The sequence below is a fragment of the Corallococcus sp. M7 genome (assembly GCF_054512695.1).
Genome location: NZ_CM137252.1, coordinates 7219458 through 7236705, shown reverse-complemented (window position 1 = coordinate 7236705; position 17248 = coordinate 7219458). Strand labels below are relative to the sequence as shown.

Below are 17248 nucleotides of genomic sequence, written 5' to 3'. Positions count from 1 at the left end.
TTGCCCCCGGGGCCAGTCCAGCCGCGCGCTCAGGGCTTGAGTGGCGGGTCGTCCGGGAACTGCCGCTTCCATCCGGGCGCGAGGTTGGCATTGGCCTTCAGCGCGGCGTCCCGGTCCGCGCGGGCCTGGGGCGACGCCGGGTCACTCGTGCGCAGCAGCGCCGCGCGCAGCAAGAGGGCTTCGGGCCAGTTCGGACGCTCCGCGAGCAACGCGTCCGCCAGCGCGAGTCCCTTCGACAGGAGTGGCCCTGGGTCCTGCTTCGCCGCCTTGCGCGCGACTGCCCACTCCCGGAACAGGTGGCCCTCCTCCAACCGGAGCTCCTGATTCGAGGGCTCCAGCTTGAGGGCCTCGGCGTAGTTCTGCTCCGCGCCGCTGAACTGCTCCTCCGCCTTGCGCGGATTCGTGCGTGCCGAATGGCGGGCCCGTAGTCCGAAGGACTCGCCGATGGCCCGATGATGCACGACGCGGTCACGGCCGAGCCACGATGTCCCGTCGCCCTCACCCTGCGGACGCGCGAGGAGGGGCTCCGGATCACGGCCCTGCTCCAGCAGGTGGCGCGCCTGGAGGTGGACCGTCTTCTGGAGGCCCGCGAATCGCTCATCTTTCTGCGCCTGGAAGTAGGGATGCGTCTGGAGGTAGAGCGCTTCCGCCCGGGCGGCCTCCCCGGTGGGATCCGCTCCCCGGCGCCAGGCGTACTCCGCTCGCGTCACGATGACCTCCGCCTGCCCGAACCGTCCCAGGTCCAGGTAGGGCGCCAGCGTCGTCGCCTGCGCCTGGACCGCCTCCGCCTTGTCGAGCAGCGCGCTGGGATCTCCCCCGCGCTCCCAGGCCTCCCTCGCCTGTTCCAGCAGGAGCCGTCCCAGCTCATGCTGCAGGTAGGGATTGCGCTTCTGCCGGAAGTACTCGGAGTCGAGGTAGGCCACGGCCTTGTCCAGGTTCGGTCCGGCCTCTTCCCCCCGGGCCCTGTGCCGCTGGGCCTGCGCCACGCGGATGCGTGCCTCCAGGAGCCACACCTCGGGGGCTCTCGTGTTGACCCTGACGGACTTCTCCCAGGCCGCTTCCGCCTGCGCGAGGTCCGCGAGGGGGTCCTTCGTCGCCGGATCCATCCCCCTGGCCAGGAGCAGCTCCCCCAGCCGGACCCAGTACGTGGGGATGCGCGCCTCGAGCGCCAGCGCGCTCCGGTAGGCTTCGATGGCCTGCTCCCGGCGCTCCCAGCCAGGTGACGCGTCGTTGATCCTCCCCACCAGGAGGAGGGTGTCCATCCAGGTGCGCAGGAGCCGGGCTCGCAGGAGGTGGTAGGCGAAATCCCGTGCGGCCGGCGGCGTGGTCTCCAGCAACACCAGGGCGTCGTTGAGTGGGGGGCTCCCCGCGGTGTTCCGGCGCAGGGCGTCCTCCGTCTGCTGGACCCGGGCTCGGCTCCACTCCGCGCGGCCACACGTGTTCGCCGGATCCAGCTCCAGGACGTGTTTCGCGGCCTGGATGGCATCCTGGAGCAGGGCTCCCGGGAAGGGCTCATCGCGGTCCAGGCGCTCCGCCACCCTGTTGAGGAATCGCGCCTTCTCGCAGGTGAAATCGGCGTTGCCGGGAACCACCCGGGCCGCGAGGTCCAGCGCATCGACGCCCCACTTCGCCGGGCCCGGGTCTCCGCCGCTCAAGAGCAGCACGGTGCCGTCGAAGTTGGGACGGGTGAGGTTCATCGCGGCGGTCTCGAAGCGCGCCCGCGCCAGGTGGGCCGGAGCGAAGCTCTCCGCGGTGGTCGCGGCCTCCGTGAGCGCCTGGCGTCCCGCCATCAGGTCCTCGCGGGCATGGACCTTGTCGTCGTTGCCCCAGCGGTGGGCAGCGCGCAGCAGGAACACGTCCGCGCGCAGCAGCCGCGCTTGCACGAACCACGGATGCCGTGTGCCCACGGACTCCAGGAGCGCGAGCGCCGCGTCCAGGCGGCCCTCGTGGAACGCGATGAGCGCCGCGCCGAAGTCCGCCGACGGGACCTCCGCCCCCGCCGCCTGTCGCAGCAGCGTGAGCACCGGCTCCCGGTACTGGCGCTCCGCGTCCTCGGCCCGCACCTTGCGCTCATCCGCGTCCGGCGCGGCCAGCGCCGCCAGCCGAAGCACGCGGTAGTGCTCGCTCAGTGTCTGGGCCCGGGCCCACGCCACGTGAGGTTCGCGGAAGCCCGCGTTCCAGGCGGCCTCCAGGTGCGTCCGTGCCTCGGCGTCCCGGCCCAGCGCGCGTGCCCCGCACCCGAGCGCGTAGTGCCCGGGCCCCTGCGCCTCGGGGCCGCCCAGCGCCATCTCCTTCGACAGCGCCTCCATCCAGGCACGCAGCTCCGCCTGCTCCGCGCGCACGTCGTGCAGCCGGGTCAGGCCCACCACGCGGGCCCGGGCCTCGATGCGCTCGGCCGCTTCGGTGAAGTGCGACGCCCAGGAGGTATCCCGTTGGGAGGGAGCATGGGTCGCGCAGGCCGACGTGGCGACGAGCAGCAGGACCCACGAGGCCCACGCCGCGAGCCTGGGCCCTCCCGCGGTCGAGTCGTTTGGGGTGTCTTTCAAGGCAGCGGCTCCAGGCGCGTTTCGGAAGAGGTCTATTCCCAAATGACCCAGCCTCGCGTCATCACGGTTTGCTCATGGACGCCTCATTCGTCCGGCACTGCCTCATGGTCTAGAGTACGGACCCATGCGTTGGAGCTGGCTGTTCCTGTCCCTGCTGCTTGGATTCACCGGATGCGCCCATTCGGGCGTCCCGACCCTGCCCGCGAGTCATGGCCATCTGATGTCCGCGATGGAGGACGTCCAATCGAAGAGGGGCCTCCCTTCGACGGGGCTCTGGGACCTTGCGCTGGGGGACGAGGTCGCGCCGCGATCGCCGCTCAAACTGGATCCAGCACAGGCGCCTCTCGTCTTCGCGGAGGCGGTCAAGACGCTGCGTGGCACCCCCGGAGAGGATGCCGTCCTCAGCGCATTCCGGGACATCTCGGCCGCGTGTGATGCGGAGCTCGCCGAAGCTTGCACGTTCTTGTCCGGGGCGGTCACCCGTCCGGAGCCGATCTCGCCGGCGGCCTTCAGGTATCCCGAGCCGTTGCTCAAGCAAGGTGCGTTCGCATTCATGGTCTTCCAGTGCCGTATCGGCGCGGATGGCCAGGTGCGTGACTGCACGGTCGTGGAAGGGGTCCGGCTTCCCGGCATCGAGCAGAACCTCGCGGCGCTCCAGTCGGCTCGATACCGTCCCGTGACCCTCTCGGGGCACCCTGTGTCTGTCCCATACACCTTCAACGTGCGCTTCGTGCCGCAGGGGATCACGTTGAACAGGCATCAAGAACTGGACTGGGCCCGGCTGCGGGTCCGCCAGAATCCCGAGAGCCGTTCGGCATGGCTCAACCTCGCCAGGAAGCTCGCGAAAGAGGCTCCAGAGGATCCGCTCTATCCCCAGGCCGTCGCCCGCGCCTTCTTCCTGGCGCCCAGGAGTGGGTGGGCCGCCAGCGAGGCCGCGTGGCAGCTCGTGCAGTCAGGCCAGTACGCGCCGGCCCTGAGCGCGGTGCGTCCCTTCCTGCGACGCAGCCACAATCCCTATGTGCTGGAGACCGCCGCCGCCGCGCAGTTCGGGCTGAAGCAGTGCGCCGCCGCGCTGGCCGAACAGCAGAAGGCCGTGGAGCTGCTGCCCGAGGAATGGCCCGCGCAGGAACGGGAGCGTTTCCAGCGGAAGCTCCAGGACTACCAGTCCGCCTGCGCCGCGCCCAAGGACGTCAGCGCAGCGACGGGTCCTCGCTGATCCGCGCCACCGCGCCGTGCAGGATGCCCAGTTGCCGGGGCACGCGTTCCAGGAGCGCGCCCAGCACGGGGTCATCGCTCGTGCGCGGCAGCGCCAGGGCCGGCAGGGGCGGAGGCTCGCGCCGCTCCTGCAACGCGCGGGCGAGCAGCTCCAGGCTGTCGCTGGCCCGCTGCGCCAGTTGCTGCGGCAGGACCGACGTCGTCCTTCCCTCGAAGCGCCCCGTGCCCAGCGCCGTCACCGCCAGCGCGAACCTGCGCGCGTAGGTGAGCAGCGCCATGCCTGGCTCCAGGTGCCCGGGCGGGCCGCGGTACTCGGTCATCAACCGCTGGAAGGACGACTCCGCCTCCAGCAGCGCCTGGTCCAGGAGACGGCGCTCCTCGTTCACCGCGGGCTCCGTGCCGCTGCGGTGCGTGGCCAGTTGTTGCAGGTACTTCCCATCCGCGCGCAGGGCGGAGGCCGCCGCGTCCGGAAAGCGGCGGCGCTCCGGACTGGGCCACAGCGTCCAGGAGCCCACCAGCGCCAGCGCCCCCGCGATGAGCACGCCCAGCGAGCGCTGTGACGCCACCGTCCAGTCGCCGGAGCTGAGCGTGGCCATCAAGAGATAGTCCGGCGTGAGCAGGACCTGGAACGCGCCGAAGTTCAGCGGCAGCAGCGCCACGGAGATGGCCGTCAGCACGCTGATGACGCCAATCATCATCGGCGGCGTGTGCACCAGCGTCGCGATGAGCGCCGCCAGACTGGCGCCCAGGAGCGTCCCCAGCGTGCGCTGCAGCACGCGCTCCTCCGTGCTGCCCGCGTAGGGCTGGAGGATGGAGATGACCACGAGGCTCACCCAGTGCGCGTCGCCCACCTGCAACGCCCGCGTCAGCCCCAGCGCCGCCGTGGCCACCATCCCCGTGCGCAGCGCGTGCCGCAGCACCACCGAGTCCCGGTGCAGGTGGTCGCGAATCGGCCGCCACAGGGAGAACCCCGGGGTCTGCCTGGGGCCGCCCACCGTGCCCCGGCCTCGCGCCGACACCGGGTCTCCGAAGAGCAGGCCCGACGCCGTCTCGTGCGCCACGCCCGCGTGCTCGCGCAGCCGGTCCAGCAGCGTGGCGACGTGCGTGGACAGCGGCCCCTCCGAGCTCTGTCGCACCGGCGGCGCGGCCATCCTCGCGGGCTGCCGGCGACGGGGCCGCAGCGCCAGCCGGGGCGGCTCGCGCATGCCCTCGTTGCGCTCCTGCCGCAGCGCCCGCGACACCCATTGGTCCATCGCGCCGAAGGCCTCGCACAGCTTGATGACCCGCTCGCGCGTCGCGTGCAGGTGCGGGTCGCGCCCCACCACCTGCATCGCCTCCGCCAACGCGCTGAGCAGCGCCAGCATGGGCTCCACCTGTTCCACCAGCACCAGCAGGTGCTCGCCGCGCCTGGACTCGTCCGGCCTCCCGCGCCGCGTGGCCGCGAGCACGTCCCGCGCCCGTTCGATGTCCGGGCGGATCCGCGCGTGGCGCTTCAGCCCCTCCGCCCACGCCTCGGCCGTGGCGCCATCCCGCGTGGCCCGCTCCAGGTCCTCGGCGGCGAGCGCCAGCCCCGCGTACACCTGCGCCACCGCCCGGCGCGCGGGGCGATAGGGCCTGAGCGGCCACAAGAGCAGTGACAGCGCCATCGCCCACAGGCCGCCCAGCAGCAGCGCCGCGCCTCGCAGCACCGCCTCTCGCGGCGAGGCGGCGGGCGCGCCCAGCGACACGACGAAGATGACGGCCAACTGCCCGCCCACGGAGCCCGCGGTCTCGCCGTAGCAGCGCGCGAAGTTCGCGGCGGTGACGCCCACGAGCAGCAGCGTGGCGTCCATCACGTACGTGTGGCCCGCGGGCGCGGCGAGCAGGCCGACCAGCGCCCCCAGCACCGTCACCACGCCCATGACGCGCGCCCGCACGCGGTAGGAGCCGCCCTTGTCCGCGAGCGTGACCAGCAACCCCGTGAGGCCCGCCCATCCGGCCTGGGGCACGGTGGTCAGGAACGACAGACACAGGGGCAGGGCGGTGGCGACGGCGGCCCGGATGCCCGCCCACAGGGCCGGTCTTCCGGGCTCCACCCGGAGCAGCGACCGGAGGTGTCTCCGCAGTCGATAGCGCATGGGTTTTCAGGGGAGCGGCGGGCCGTCACCCCAGAGGGTGGCCACGGCCGTCCCCATCCACACGCGGAGGAGGCTCCTCCCCCTCAAGGCCTGAGCGCCGCCCGGGCGGTACCCCGGGCCCCGTTCCACCAGCCCCTCCCTCCCGGAAGCCGGGGGCGGAGGGCCCGGCGTCAGCCCGTCCCCAGGGCCGGCGCATCCTCTTCGGGTGCGTCTTCCGCTTCGAGCGCGGTGCCGTCCCAGGGGATGTAGCGCACGCCCGGCATCGGCTCTGGACCGTGGAACTCCAGCGCGCCCACGGTGGAGGTCAGCTTCGTGGTGGGCTTCCACGCCGCGAAGGGGTGGGGCCGGGAGAAGAGCTGCACCTCGCAGCGGGCCACGTCGCTCTGGGCCACCAGCACGTCCCAGCCCGTGGGGTCGCGGTACGCGTAGCCCACCAGCGTGCGCGGGTCACACCACGCGCGCCCCTCCATGGCCACGGTGGCGGAAGCCGCGCGGAAGGACAGCTCTCCGGACGTTGGCGACGTCACACGCGACAAGAGCACGTGGGGCACTTCATGGAACGTGTGCTCGCCGTCGCGCGTGCGCAGGTAGATGGGCGACAGCTGGGGATGGCCCCGCTTGCGCTTCGCGCGCACCGCCATGATCTCCAGCCGCGCGTCCGGGTCCTCGGCGAAGCGCGGGCAGTACAGCCACGTCAGCTCTTCCAGCCGCCGGTGGCCCCACAGGTGCTTCTGCAGGCCGGGCGCGCCCTTCACGTCGATGCGCTCGCCATCCACCGTCACCGTGCCTTCGAAGAGGACGTCGTCGTGCACGTGGGCGACGTGCGTGGGCAGGGGCAACAGGCCGGTGCCTCGCGGCTCGCGGCGCACCGGCTCGGGGGGGCCGCCCTGGAAGCGCAGGTCCCACGCGATGGAGTGCCCGCCGCTCTTCACCTGGCCGTGGACGTGGCCGGGCGTCAGCTCCGAGTCCGCGATGCGCACGCCGCCGTCGGGCAGCGCGGTGAACGCGGAGGCCGGATGGATGGCCTTGAGCGCCACCGCGGGCCGGTCCTTCGACGCGCAGTCGAACGCCGCCGCCCACAGGGTGGCGCGAGCCTCGCCGCCGCTGCCCGGCGCGGGAGTGAAGAGGGTGTAGCGCAACCACCAGGCGCGATCGCCGCCCGGGTCGAGCACCACCAGGAACCAGATTTCGAAGAACCCCTGCTGATGACCGTTCCAGCGCGGCAGGTTGGCGCGCTTGCTCGACGGCATTTGGATGAATCCCCCTCTTCGCGCGGCCGTTCACGGCCCGGACGCCGCGCGCAGACCCTCACGCTGGCAGATGGGGCACGGTGCGAGCAAGAGGGCCCGCGGTCGCGGATCCGCGGAAGGGGACCGCCGCTGTCTCAGGAGCCCGGGGCGCCCCAGGACACGCGGTACGTGACGCTGTCGTCGTCGAACTGGACCACGTCCACCTGCGTGGCCGGACCGCTGGCGGCACGCACCGTGGCCAGCATCACGCCCTGCTTGAAGTAGCGCAGCAGGCCGGGCTCGTTGAGCCACAGGTCCGCCTCGCGCTCGCCGCGCTCGGTGATGGCGACCTCGGTGTAGTTGTTGCCGCTGCGGAAGCTGTGCTGCGCGCGCATGAGCATCCGCTTGGGCCCGATGAGCCGCAGCACGCCCAGCAGCGCCCGGCCCACCATCGTGTCGCGGTAGCCGTCGATCATCCGCTCGCCGAGCATCCGCCACGCCACCTCGTCCGGCTGCTCCGGGTGGAGCGTCTTCGCCGTCAGCGCCACGCAGCGCGTCCACGTGTCCAGCGAGTACGCCGGCTGCAGGGGGCGGTCCAGGTCCAGCCCCTCCTTGCGCAGCTGCTCCTTGAGGGCGAAGGGCACCTTCCCGGAAAGTCCCCGGACGAAGAGTCCTTCGACGATGGTCGGGAATACGAGTTTCTCGGCGGTGGCCATGGGGCCATTCCGCCCAGCACCGCCCGTTCTGGTCAAGACCTACCGCCCGGGTGGCGTCCAGCGCCCGAAAGCGCGGTCGTCCTCCAGGGCCATTCCGCCCGTTCCGGTCCCCGTGAAACATCGCGTGTAACTCTGAAATTCACGCAAGGTGCGTAAACACTCCCAGCCCTCGCGGGACGCGTCCATCTGGTAGCGTCCAGGCGCCCTGGCTCCCCCCTGGCTGACCTCCTGATGACGTCCCGTGTCCTGACGTGCCTGCTCCTGTCCGTGCTGTGCGCGCTCCCGGCCCTGGGCGCCCGGCCGGTGCCCGCGCCCGCCGCGGAGGGCATGGCGATGCTTCAGCGGGTGGACACGGCGCGGGTCCAGGGCAGCCCCAGCACGCTGCGCACGGAGCTGGACGCACGGCAGGCGAAGGCGCCCAAGGACCCCATGCCCCGGGTGTACCGGGCCTTCCTCGCGCTTCCCTCGGACGAGAGCTTCGCCGAGTTCAAGGCGCTGGCGGTCGTGTACCCGGAGAACCCGTGGCCGCACGTGGGGATGGGGCTCGTCTACGTGCGCTGGGGCATGTTGAAGGACGCGGCCGCGCCGCTGGAGACCGCGCGCAAGACGGTGCCCGGCTTCGCTCCCGCGCTCTGGGCGGACGGCCTGCGGCTCCAGGCGGAGGGCAAGTCCGCGGAGGCGGAGGCCCGGCTGCGCGAGGCGCTGGCGAAGCTGGACATCCCGCGCTTCCGCACGGACTTGGCGCTGCTGCTGGCGGGCCGTCCCGCGAGCGCGGCGGAGGCGCGCGCGCTGCTGGTGCGCTCGGTGAAGGACTGGCCCGAGCAGCCGGAGGCGCTCCAGGTGTTGTCGCGGCTGGCGCGCGAGGCCGGGGACGCGAAGGCGGGCGCGGAGGCCGGGGCGTTGCTCGTCGCGCTCCAGCCGCATGACCGCGAGGCGCACCGGCGGCAGGCGGAGGCGTGGCTCGCCGCGGGCGACAAGGCGCAAGCGGTGAAGATGCTGGAGCGCTACGCGACACTCGGGGGCGCGGAGCCCGCGGTGCTCTCCACGTGGGTGAAGCTCGCCGTGGAGCTCGACCGTCCGGAGGACGAGGCGAAAGCCCTGGTGCGCCTGGCCGCGGCGACGCCCAAGGACCCCGAACCGCTCCTGCGGCTGGCGACGCTGGCGGAAGCGAAGCAGGACGTGGCTGGCACCGAGGCCCGGTTGGATCAGGCGGTGGCGCTGGCCCCGGAGCGCTCGGACATCCAGGTGCGGCGGGCGCGGCTGCTGCTCAAGCTGGAGCGCTACTTCGAAGCCATGGCGGCGTACCGCGCGGCGCTCGCCGCTCCGGAGCGGCCGGTGCCCGAGGCGGCGGAGGAGGCCGCGCAGCTGACGAAGAAGCTGCACCTGCCCGCCTCGCCCGCGAAGGGCACGGTGGAGCAGATCTACGACCGGGTGTCGCTGGGGCTGGTGGCGCTGTACCTGGAGCACCTGATGGAGAAGCCGGACCTCAAGGGCAACCTCAAGGTGCGCGTGGACCTGGACCCCACCGGGAAGGCCACGGGCGTGGTGGTGCTCTACGACAGCCTCCAGGACGTGCTCATCACCCACAGCGCGCACGTGGCCTTCATGGACGCCCAGTACCCGCCCGGCAGCGAGCCGCAGGTGTACCAGTACGTCTTCCGGCCTCCTCCGCGCTGAGGCGGACATCCGGAGCGCTTCCTTTCCGGGAGCGGGTTGACGCTCGGGTTGGCGGACGGCACAGACTTGCAAGGTCTCGCGCCAGGAGCCCGCCCGTGAACGCCGCACCGCTGACGCCCGCCGCCCTGTGGCCCCGCACGCTGGACGTCACCCGCCACGCGCTGGAGACCGGCGCGCTCCAGCCCATCGCCACGGAAGCGCGCACGGTGCCGGTCGCGAGCACGGAGTTCCAGGTGCGCGTGCTGGGACGGGTGGCGCTCAAGGAGCGCAAGCGTCCGGCGCCTTCCACCGCCGAGCCCTTCAACCCGTTCGCGAACCCGGAGCCGGACCTGGTGCTGGGGGACGTGGCGCCTTCTCACGTGTGTCTGCTCAACAAGTTCAACGTCGTGGAGCATCACCTGCTGTTGGTGACGCGGGCCTTCGAGTCGCAGGACGCGCTGCTGACGCACGCGGATTTCGACGCGCTCTCCACGTGCCTGGAGGGGCTGGACGGGCTGGCCTTCTACAACGCGGGCGAGACGGCCGGCGCGAGCCAGCGCCACAAGCACCTGCAACTGGTGCCGCCGCTGGGGCCGGACCGCCTGCGCGCGCCCGTGGAGGCGCTCCTCCCCGTGCTGCCGGGGCCGGGCCGCGTGGTGGCCGCGGAGTCGCTGCCGTTCGCGCACCTGCTGGCGGGCCTGGGACCGTGGGGCGCGCCGGGGCAGGGCGAGCGGATGCTGGCGGCGTACCGGCTCCTGCGGGACGCGCTGGGACTGGCGGAGAGCGCGCCGTACAACCTGCTCGTCACCCGGGACTGGATGCTGCTGGTGCCTCGCGCCAGGGCGGAGCACCTGGGCGTCAACGTCAACGCGCTGGGCTTCGCGGGTTCGCTGCTGGTGCGCACGCCCGAGCAGTTCGACGCGGTCGCCGCGCTGGGGCCGCTGGAGTTGCTGCGCCAGGTCGCGGGCGTCGCTCCGTAGGAAGGGTGCATCCGCGCGAGCGGACCGGCACAATGCCCGGAACCGGATGGAGCGACGACCATGGATGTGAACGAGCTGGCCCGCGTGCCGGGCGTGAATCCGCAGGTTCCCGACGCGGCGCGCATCTACGACTACACGCTGGGCGGCACCCACAACTTCGAGGCGGACCGGCAGGCGGCGGAGTACATGTTCTCGCTGCTGCCTTCCACCCGGAAGTGGGTGCGGATGCTGCGCGCGTGCCTCCAGGGCGCGGCGAAGCGGCTGTCCGCCGAGGGCTTCACGCACTGGGTGGACTTCGCGTCCGGCCTGCCCACCAACGACCACGTGCACGGCGTGCTGCCGCCGGACGTGAAGGTGCTCTATTCGGACATCAACCCGCTGACGATGGCGCAGGCGCGCGTGCTCTTGGGGAATGACCCGCGCGTGCGCTACCTGGAGTGCGACATCCGCCAGGCGAAGTCCTTCCTGGAGCGCCCGGACGTGCGCGACTTCCTGGGCGGCGAGCGCAAGGTGGCCCTGGGCGCCAATGGCATCACCGTGTTCCTCAAGGCGGAGGAGAACCGGAAGTTCTTCCGCGACCTCTACGACTGGGCCGCGCCGGGCTCCAGGCTCTTCACCACGTTCGAGACGAAGGACCCCGCGAAGACGACGCCCCAGTGGGAGCAGTTCGTGGGCATGTTCCAGAAGATGGGGGAGAACTTCGAGCTGTTCTCCCTGCCGGAGTACCTGGAGCTCTGCAAGCCGTGGACGCCGGGGCCCGGTGGCGTGCAGACCGTGAGCCGGTTCCTGGGGCTGCCGGACGACTACATCACCGAGGAGGACCGGCAGGGCGTGGGCATCGAGTTCTACGCCGTCATCCTGGAGAAGAAGTAGCCGCCGCCTTCGAGTGGTAGCGCAGGCCGATGAGCGCCGCGACGAAGCCCGCCGCGGCGCCCACGCCCAATGCCTGGCGGGGGCCGAACGTGTCCGCGACCCACCCGACGATGGGGGCGCCCAGGGGCGTGCCGCCCAGCGCGATGGCCAGGAGGATGGCGAGCACGCGCCCGCGCATGGACGGCTCGGTGGACAACTGCACCAGGCTGTTCGCGGTGGTGGTGAAGGTCTGCGCGGACACGCCGATGACCACGAGCATGACGCCGAAGAGGGCGTAGGCCGGCATCAGCGCCGCGAGCGTGAGCCCCGCTCCGAAGACCGCGGCCCCCGTCACCAGCAGGCCGATGCGCGGCTGCGCGCGCCGGGCGGAGAGCAGCGCGCCCGTCACCGAGCCGATGGCCATGATGGACGTGAGGAGCCCGTAGCCACTGGCGCCTTTTCCGAAGACGCGCACGGACATGGTGGAGATGAAGATGGGGAAGTTGAGGCCGAAGGTGCCGATGAGGAAGAACATGGTCAGCACCGCCACCAGGTCGGGCCGCTTCCAGACGTAGACGAAGCCCTCCGTCAGACCCCCGCGCGTGCGGAGCGCCCGGTCCCGCACGTGCAGCTCGCTCACGCGAAGCATGCTCAGTGAAAAGAGCACGGCGCCGAACGAGGCCGCGTTGAGGACGAACATCCACCCGGAGCCCACGGCGGAGATGAGCACCCCCGCGATGGCGGGGCCCAACATGCGCGCGGCGTGGAACGAGGTGGAGTTGAGCGCGACGGCGTTGGCGAGGTCCTCCTCGCCCACCAGCTCCGATACGAACGTCTGGCGCGCGGGGGCGTCGAACGCGGTGACGCATCCCAGGAGGAACGCGAACACGTCCACGTGCCACAGCCGGATGTGTCCGGAGAGCGTGAGCAGCCCCAGGCCCAGCGCCAGCGCGCCCAGGGCCGCCTGCGTGGCGAACAGGAGCTTGCGCCGGTCGAAGTGATCCGCCGCGAAGCCCGTCAGCGGGAGGAACAACAGCGGCGGCGCGAACTGGAGCGCCATGACCACGCCCACGGCCGTGGCGTTGTTGTGGGTGAGCTGGGTGAGGACGAGCCAGTCCTGGGCGGTGCGCTGCATCCACGTGCCCACGTTGGAGACGAGCGCCCCGGCCGCCCACGTCCGGTAGTTGTAGCCGCGCAGCGAATGGAAGGTGCCCTTCATCCCGCGCGAGACCTTATCCGCATGACTCCCCGTTGGGGGCGCAGCGGCCGGACGCGCAGGGCGTGAAGGATGCGCCGGCGCAGCCCGTGGGCCCGCAGCGGCAGGTGGTGACACGGTGGGTGAGTGGGTCGCAGCACGGCTCGTAGGACACCGGCGGCGTGCCCGCGTCCGTGCCGGCATCGGTGTTGGTGCCCGCGTCGGTGCTGGTGCCGGCATCGGTGCTGGTGCCGGCATCGGTGGTGGTGCCCGCGTCTTCGATGATGACGCCGCCGTCGGTGCTGGTGCCCGCGTCGACGCCGGCGCCTCCGTCGTAGACCTGGCCGCCGTCCAGGCTGCCGTGAATGGACTCGCAGCTGTCCCGGAGCGACGGCGTGCAGGTGCCGGCCGAGCATGCCTGGAAGCGAATCTCACAGCCGTTGAGGTCCTCGCAGAGGCAGGTGTCCACCTGGTTGCGGACGCAGCAGACGGCCCAGGACTCCTCGCCCAGTTCGTCAGGGTCCTCGTAGAGCGGGTCGAAGCAGGCGCCCAGGAGCGCGACGAGGGTGGCGAGGACGAGTCGTTTCACGGCGGTTGGGACACCCGGTGCGGCCGGCCTGGGACATGCCGCCGGGGTGCGACTAATATCCCACAGCCCATCGCGGATGCGATGCGATGTCCCAGGCCGCCGGGGCCGGGTGTCTCAAGGACGAAAAGGAAGGTCGGACCCATCGGATGGCGAGCGGGCTCGGTGCGGAGGAGCTCAGGGAGCTCTACGAGCGCTTCGCGCCCGTGGTGCATCGTCGCGCGCTCGCGCTGCTGGGCCGCGATGCCGACGCCTGGGACATCGTCCAGGAGGTCTTCGAGCGCATGTTGACGGCTGGCGCGCGGTTCCGACGGGAGGCCCGTCCCATGACGTACGTGTACCGCGTCACCACCAACCTGTGCCTCAACGCGCTGCGCTCGCGCCAACTGCGGGAGCCGGTGCTCCTGGATGCGCCGGAGGCCGCGGCGCTCACGCCTGCCCAGTGGGAGGCCGCGGACTTCATCCGCCACCTCGTGGGGCGGATGGGCGAGCGCGAGCTGGAGGTGGCCACGCTGCACTTCTTCGACGGGCTGACCCAGGAGGAGATCGCCGGGATGCTGGACGTGTCGCGGAAGACCATCGTCCGCGACCTGGACTCCATCCGGAAGAAGGCGGCGGAGCTGGGGCGGCTGCCGGAAGCGATGGAGGCGGAGCGTGGCTGAGCACCTGACACGGCTGGAGATCGACGAGTGGTTGTCGGGGCTGGACGCCTCGGGGCACGCGGAGCGGCACGTGGCCGCCTGCCCGGCCTGCGGGAGCATCGCCGAGCGGATGCGGCAGGCGCGAGCGTCGAGCCTGGCACAGCCCCGAGCGAAGGCGGTGCTGGCGAGGTTGGAGGAGAAGCGAGCCCGGTCCGCGAAGCCCTGGTGGAGCTGGGGCGTGCCGCTGGTGACCGCGCTGGCGGTGGGGCTCGCAATGGTCGTCTACGTGCCGCGGGGCGCGGAGGACGGCGTGCGGCTGAAGGGGACGGTGGCGCTGCGGCTGCTGTCCGTGCAGGGCGCGCCGGTGCAGGACGCGAGGCCCGGCGAGCAGGTGACGCTCGCGGTGGGCACGGGGCCGTACCGGAACGTGCTGGTGCTCGCGGTGGATGAAGCGGGCGCGGTGGATCCGCTCTGGCCGAGGGAAGGCAAGACAAGCGGCACGGTGGAGCCGGGGGCGGAGGTCCGGTTGTCCCCTGCGTTGGAGGTGACGCCGGGGTCGGTGGCGTTGCATGCGTTCTTCTCGGATGCGCCGCTGGACGTGGATCAGGCGCGCGAGGCGCTCATGTCGCGCGTCGCGGAGGCGCGGGCGAAGGGGCAGGGACCATTGGAGGTGGCGACGCCGGAAACCATCGGGAAGGCCCAGGCGCGCACGCTGCTGAGGGTCGTGCCGTGAGCCGCGCGCTGGGCCTGGGCATCCGGGTGTTCACGGTGCCAAACGCGCGCCGAGGGACCGCGGAGGAAGCTCCGCGCTGTTGGGCGCTGGGCGTGTGGGGACGGCTGCTCGCGGTACTGGGGCTGCTTCCGGGCGCCGCTGCGGAGGAAGTGCCGCACCGTTGGGCGCTGGGCGTGTGGGGACGGCTGCTCGCGGTGCTGTTCATTGTGCTGGGGCCGCTTCCTGGCGCCGCTGCGGAGGAAGCGCCGCGCCGCTGGGCGCTGGGCGTGTGGGGACGGCTGCTCGCGGTGCTGATCATTGTGCTGGGGCCGCTTCCGGGCGCCGCTGCGGAGGAAGCGCCGCGCCGTTGGGCTTTGATCGTGGGCGAGAACCAGGGCCTGGCGAGTGAGGAGCGCCTGCGCTTCGCGGAGACGGACGCGCAGCGGATGCGTGAGGTGCTCCAGGAAGTGGGCACAGCCTCGCCGGAGCGCACGACGACGTTGCTTGGCGCGGATGCCGCGAAGTTGCGCGAAGCCCTGGCGCGCTTCCGGGCGCGGCTGGCCGTGGAAGCCTCTCCGAGGGATTGGCTCCTGCTCTACGTGTCGTCGCACGCGGGCGATGGCAGCCTGCACCTGCGCGGCACCGAGCTGCCGATGCGCGAGCTGGTGGACTTCCTCAAAGGCGCGCCGGTGGGCGTGGGGCTGCTCATCCTGGACTCGTGCCGCTCGGGAGTCGCCACGCGCTTGAAGGGACTGAAGCCGGTGGCCGCGCCCATCACGATGGAAGCCTCGGACCTGGAGGGCCGGGTCGTCATCAGCGCGTCTGGCGCGGATGAGTACGCGCAGGAGTCGGATGCGTTGCAGGGCTCCTTCTTCACGCACCATCTGGCGGTGGGATTGCGCGGAGCGGCCGATGCGTCGCGAGATGGGCGCGTCACGCTGGAGGAGGCCTACCGCTACGCCTACGCGAGGACGCTGGAGTCCACGCTCGTCTCCCCGGGAGGAATGCAGCGCCCCACGTTCCGCATGGACCTGAGCGGGCGCGGAGAGTTGATCCTCTCCGAGCCCCAGCGCGCGCGAGGCCGGCTGACGCTCGACGTGAAGGCCCCGGGCCGCTGGCTCGTCATGGCGTCGCAGAGTGGCGCGCTGGTGGCGGAGCTGGAGAAGGGCGAAGGCCCCACGACGCTGGCCGTGGCGCCCGGCGCATACCGGCTGTTGCTGCGAGCAGAGGACGGATACCTGGAGCGGTCGGTGAGGGTGCCGCTCGACGGAGCCGTGTCGGTGGGCGGCGAGCCGCTGGAGCAGGCCGCGAGGATGCGGCTCGCGCGAAAGGGTGGGGCGGGGTCGGAGCTGCTGGTCGCGGTCGGGCCATCGCTGACATCGGGCATCGTGACGGGCCTGTCGTCGCTCGCGGGCCTGGACGTGCGCCTGGTGCGCGAAGGTCGGCTGTTCACCGGTGTGGACACATCCGGCCTGGGGCTCGCGGTGCGGCGCGGAACGGGCAGCAGGGTGGCCTTCCAGCAGACGGAGCTGGAGCTGCGGCTGGGCGCGGGGCCGCACTGGAAGCTCGGGGCCTGGACGTTCAGCGGAGCGCTGGAGGCCGGGGCACTGGCCGTCTTCCAATCGCGAATCCCGGACGAAGATGCGCGCTTCGGGCTGGAGCCGTTGGGGCTCGTCACCGGAGGCGTGCGTCTGGACGTGCGCAGCCGCCTGTCGATGCTCCTGAGCGCCTCCGCCGGAGGCGTGATGGCGAAGCGGGACTCCGGTACGGCGCTGGTGCCCAGGGCCTCCGCGTCACTGATGGTCGGCTACGCGCTTTGAGCTGGCGTCGCGTGTCGCCACGGATCGCCGCTTGCGAGTAGAAGGCTCCGTCTGTCTTTCACCGGAGCCATCCATGTCCCTGCGCCGCCACCTCCTGCTCTCCGTCACGCTGGGCCTCACCCTGGGCTGCGCGGGTGCGAAGCCCGCCGCGACCCCGGCCGCTGAACCGGGCGCTCTGGAGCGGGTGGCGCTGGTGCATGGTGGCGCGGGGCCGTGGGCGGTCGCGGGTTACCGGATGGGCGATTACGCGCTCCAGCAACTGGGCCTGCCTCGGGGCAGCTTCAAGCTGGAGGTCATCCATCACAGCCCGGCGAAGGTCCAGTACACCTGCGTCGCGGATGGCGCGGCGGCGGCCACCGGTGCCAGCCTGGGCAAGCTCAACCTGTCGCTGGTGACCACTCCCACTCCGGAGGACGTCGCGACCACGTTCCGCAACCGCGACACCGGCCAGTCCCTCACGCTGCGCCCGTCCGCCAGCTTCGTGCAGCGCTTCCGCGACGTCCCCCGCGAGAAGCTGGGCGAAGCGGGCCAGGTCGTCCTCACCCTGCCGGACGCCGACGTCTTCGAGACCGTCACGCCCTGAGCGGGCGCCGCCTCAGAAGACGACCAGCGAGATGGCCAGCGCCGGCAGCCCGCCCTGGACGAGGCTGGCCATGAGGAACTTCCGGTTGCTGCTCACCAGCACCACCGCCGCCAGCAGCATGCACGCGCAGCCGAACACCACCGCCGCCACGCCCGACGCCACCGCTCCCCTGTGTACCAGCACCACGCCCACCAGCACGCCCAGGGCGAGGAACAGGTTGTAGAAGCCCTGGTTGAGCGCCATCGGCTTCATCACGTCCGCGTCCGCCTGCGACTTCAGCCCGAAGCGCTTCCACACCTTCGGCTGCGAGAAGAGGATGCTCTCCATCACGAAGAACAACACGTGGATGAGCGCGGCGATAACCGCGAAGACCTGCGCCAGTGGCGACATGATGACTCCC

At 71.8% G+C, this 17248-nt stretch carries 15 protein-coding genes; 8 read left to right on the top strand and 7 right to left on the bottom strand.

What is annotated here, in order from left to right; all coding sequences use genetic code 11:
• Positions 1 to 29: 29 nt before the first annotated feature.
• Entirely contained in the window at positions 30 to 2546 is a 2517-nt protein-coding gene (locus tag ACX114_RS28905) for a hypothetical protein (protein WP_459289782.1), read from the bottom strand.
• Between the two features lie 124 nt (positions 2547 to 2670).
• Here ACX114_RS28905 and ACX114_RS28900 point away from each other — a divergent pair, with 124 nt between their 5' ends.
• Positions 2671 to 3762, top strand: a complete 1092-nt coding sequence (locus tag ACX114_RS28900; protein ID WP_459289781.1) for an energy transducer TonB — start codon at positions 2671 to 2673, stop codon at positions 3760 to 3762.
• Here the strand turns inward: ACX114_RS28900 and ACX114_RS28895 are convergent.
• The 3 genes from ACX114_RS28895 to ACX114_RS28885 all read right to left on the bottom strand — a co-directional run bounded on the left by ACX114_RS28895 (position 3737) and on the right by ACX114_RS28885 (position 7823).
• A complete protein-coding gene (locus tag ACX114_RS28895) occupies positions 3737 to 5878 on the bottom strand; it encodes an FUSC family protein (RefSeq protein ID WP_459289779.1) in 2142 nt (713 codons plus the stop codon). The two genes, ACX114_RS28900 and ACX114_RS28895, sit on opposite strands and share 26 nt — an antisense overlap.
• A gap of 170 nt (positions 5879 to 6048) precedes the next feature.
• On the bottom strand, positions 6049 to 7128 hold the full coding sequence (locus tag ACX114_RS28890) for a hypothetical protein (protein WP_459289777.1): 1080 nt from the start codon (positions 7126 to 7128) through the stop codon (positions 6049 to 6051).
• A gap of 134 nt (positions 7129 to 7262) precedes the next feature.
• Positions 7263 to 7823: a DUF2378 family protein gene (locus ACX114_RS28885; protein ID WP_459289775.1), complete on the bottom strand. Its 561-nt coding sequence runs from the start codon at positions 7821 to 7823 to the stop codon at positions 7263 to 7265.
• Positions 7824 to 8054: 231 nt separating this feature from the next.
• Here ACX114_RS28885 and ACX114_RS28880 point away from each other — a divergent pair, with 231 nt between their 5' ends.
• The 3 genes from ACX114_RS28880 to ACX114_RS28870 all read left to right on the top strand — a co-directional run bounded on the left by ACX114_RS28880 (position 8055) and on the right by ACX114_RS28870 (position 11332).
• On the top strand, positions 8055 to 9500 hold the full coding sequence (locus tag ACX114_RS28880) for a hypothetical protein (protein WP_459289773.1): 1446 nt from the start codon (positions 8055 to 8057) through the stop codon (positions 9498 to 9500).
• Between the two features lie 95 nt (positions 9501 to 9595).
• Positions 9596 to 10459, top strand: a complete 864-nt coding sequence (locus ACX114_RS28875) for an ATP adenylyltransferase family protein (RefSeq protein WP_459289771.1) — start codon at positions 9596 to 9598, stop codon at positions 10457 to 10459.
• 60 nt (positions 10460 to 10519) lie between these two features.
• Positions 10520 to 11332: an SAM-dependent methyltransferase gene (locus tag ACX114_RS28870; protein ID WP_459289769.1), complete on the top strand. Its 813-nt coding sequence runs from the start codon at positions 10520 to 10522 to the stop codon at positions 11330 to 11332.
• Here ACX114_RS28870 and ACX114_RS28865 read toward each other — a convergent pair.
• Both ACX114_RS28865 and ACX114_RS28860 read right to left on the bottom strand, forming a co-directional pair.
• Positions 11313 to 12530 (bottom strand): MFS transporter, encoded by a 1218-nt coding sequence (locus ACX114_RS28865; protein ID WP_459289767.1) that lies wholly within the window; start codon positions 12528 to 12530, stop codon positions 11313 to 11315. The two genes, ACX114_RS28870 and ACX114_RS28865, sit on opposite strands and share 20 nt — an antisense overlap.
• Before the next feature lie 13 nt (positions 12531 to 12543).
• Positions 12544 to 13095, bottom strand: coding sequence for a hypothetical protein (locus ACX114_RS28860; RefSeq protein WP_459289765.1), 552 nt, complete (start codon positions 13093 to 13095; stop codon positions 12544 to 12546).
• A gap of 146 nt (positions 13096 to 13241) precedes the next feature.
• On the opposite strand from ACX114_RS28860, the gene ACX114_RS28855 reads away from it, so the two are divergent.
• The 4 genes from ACX114_RS28855 (at position 13242) to ACX114_RS28840 (ending at position 16848) form a co-directional block, all read left to right on the top strand.
• On the top strand, positions 13242 to 13754 hold the full coding sequence (locus tag ACX114_RS28855) for a sigma-70 family RNA polymerase sigma factor (protein ID WP_459289763.1): 513 nt from the start codon (positions 13242 to 13244) through the stop codon (positions 13752 to 13754).
• On the top strand, positions 13747 to 14466 hold the full coding sequence (locus ACX114_RS28850; RefSeq protein ID WP_459289762.1) for a hypothetical protein: 720 nt from the start codon (positions 13747 to 13749) through the stop codon (positions 14464 to 14466). The genes ACX114_RS28855 and ACX114_RS28850 overlap by 8 nt, the downstream gene beginning before the upstream one ends.
• Positions 14463 to 16265: a caspase family protein gene (locus tag ACX114_RS28845; RefSeq protein WP_459289760.1), complete on the top strand. Its 1803-nt coding sequence runs from the start codon at positions 14463 to 14465 to the stop codon at positions 16263 to 16265. Before ACX114_RS28850 ends, ACX114_RS28845 begins: the two co-directional genes overlap by 4 nt.
• A gap of 73 nt (positions 16266 to 16338) precedes the next feature.
• Positions 16339 to 16848: an FmdE family protein gene (locus ACX114_RS28840; RefSeq protein WP_459289758.1), complete on the top strand. Its 510-nt coding sequence runs from the start codon at positions 16339 to 16341 to the stop codon at positions 16846 to 16848.
• Between the two features lie 12 nt (positions 16849 to 16860).
• On the opposite strand, the gene ACX114_RS28835 is transcribed toward ACX114_RS28840, so the two are convergent.
• A complete protein-coding gene (locus ACX114_RS28835; protein WP_459289756.1) occupies positions 16861 to 17238 on the bottom strand; it encodes a DUF1304 domain-containing protein in 378 nt (125 codons plus the stop codon).
• Positions 17239 to 17248: the final 10 nt, after the last annotated feature.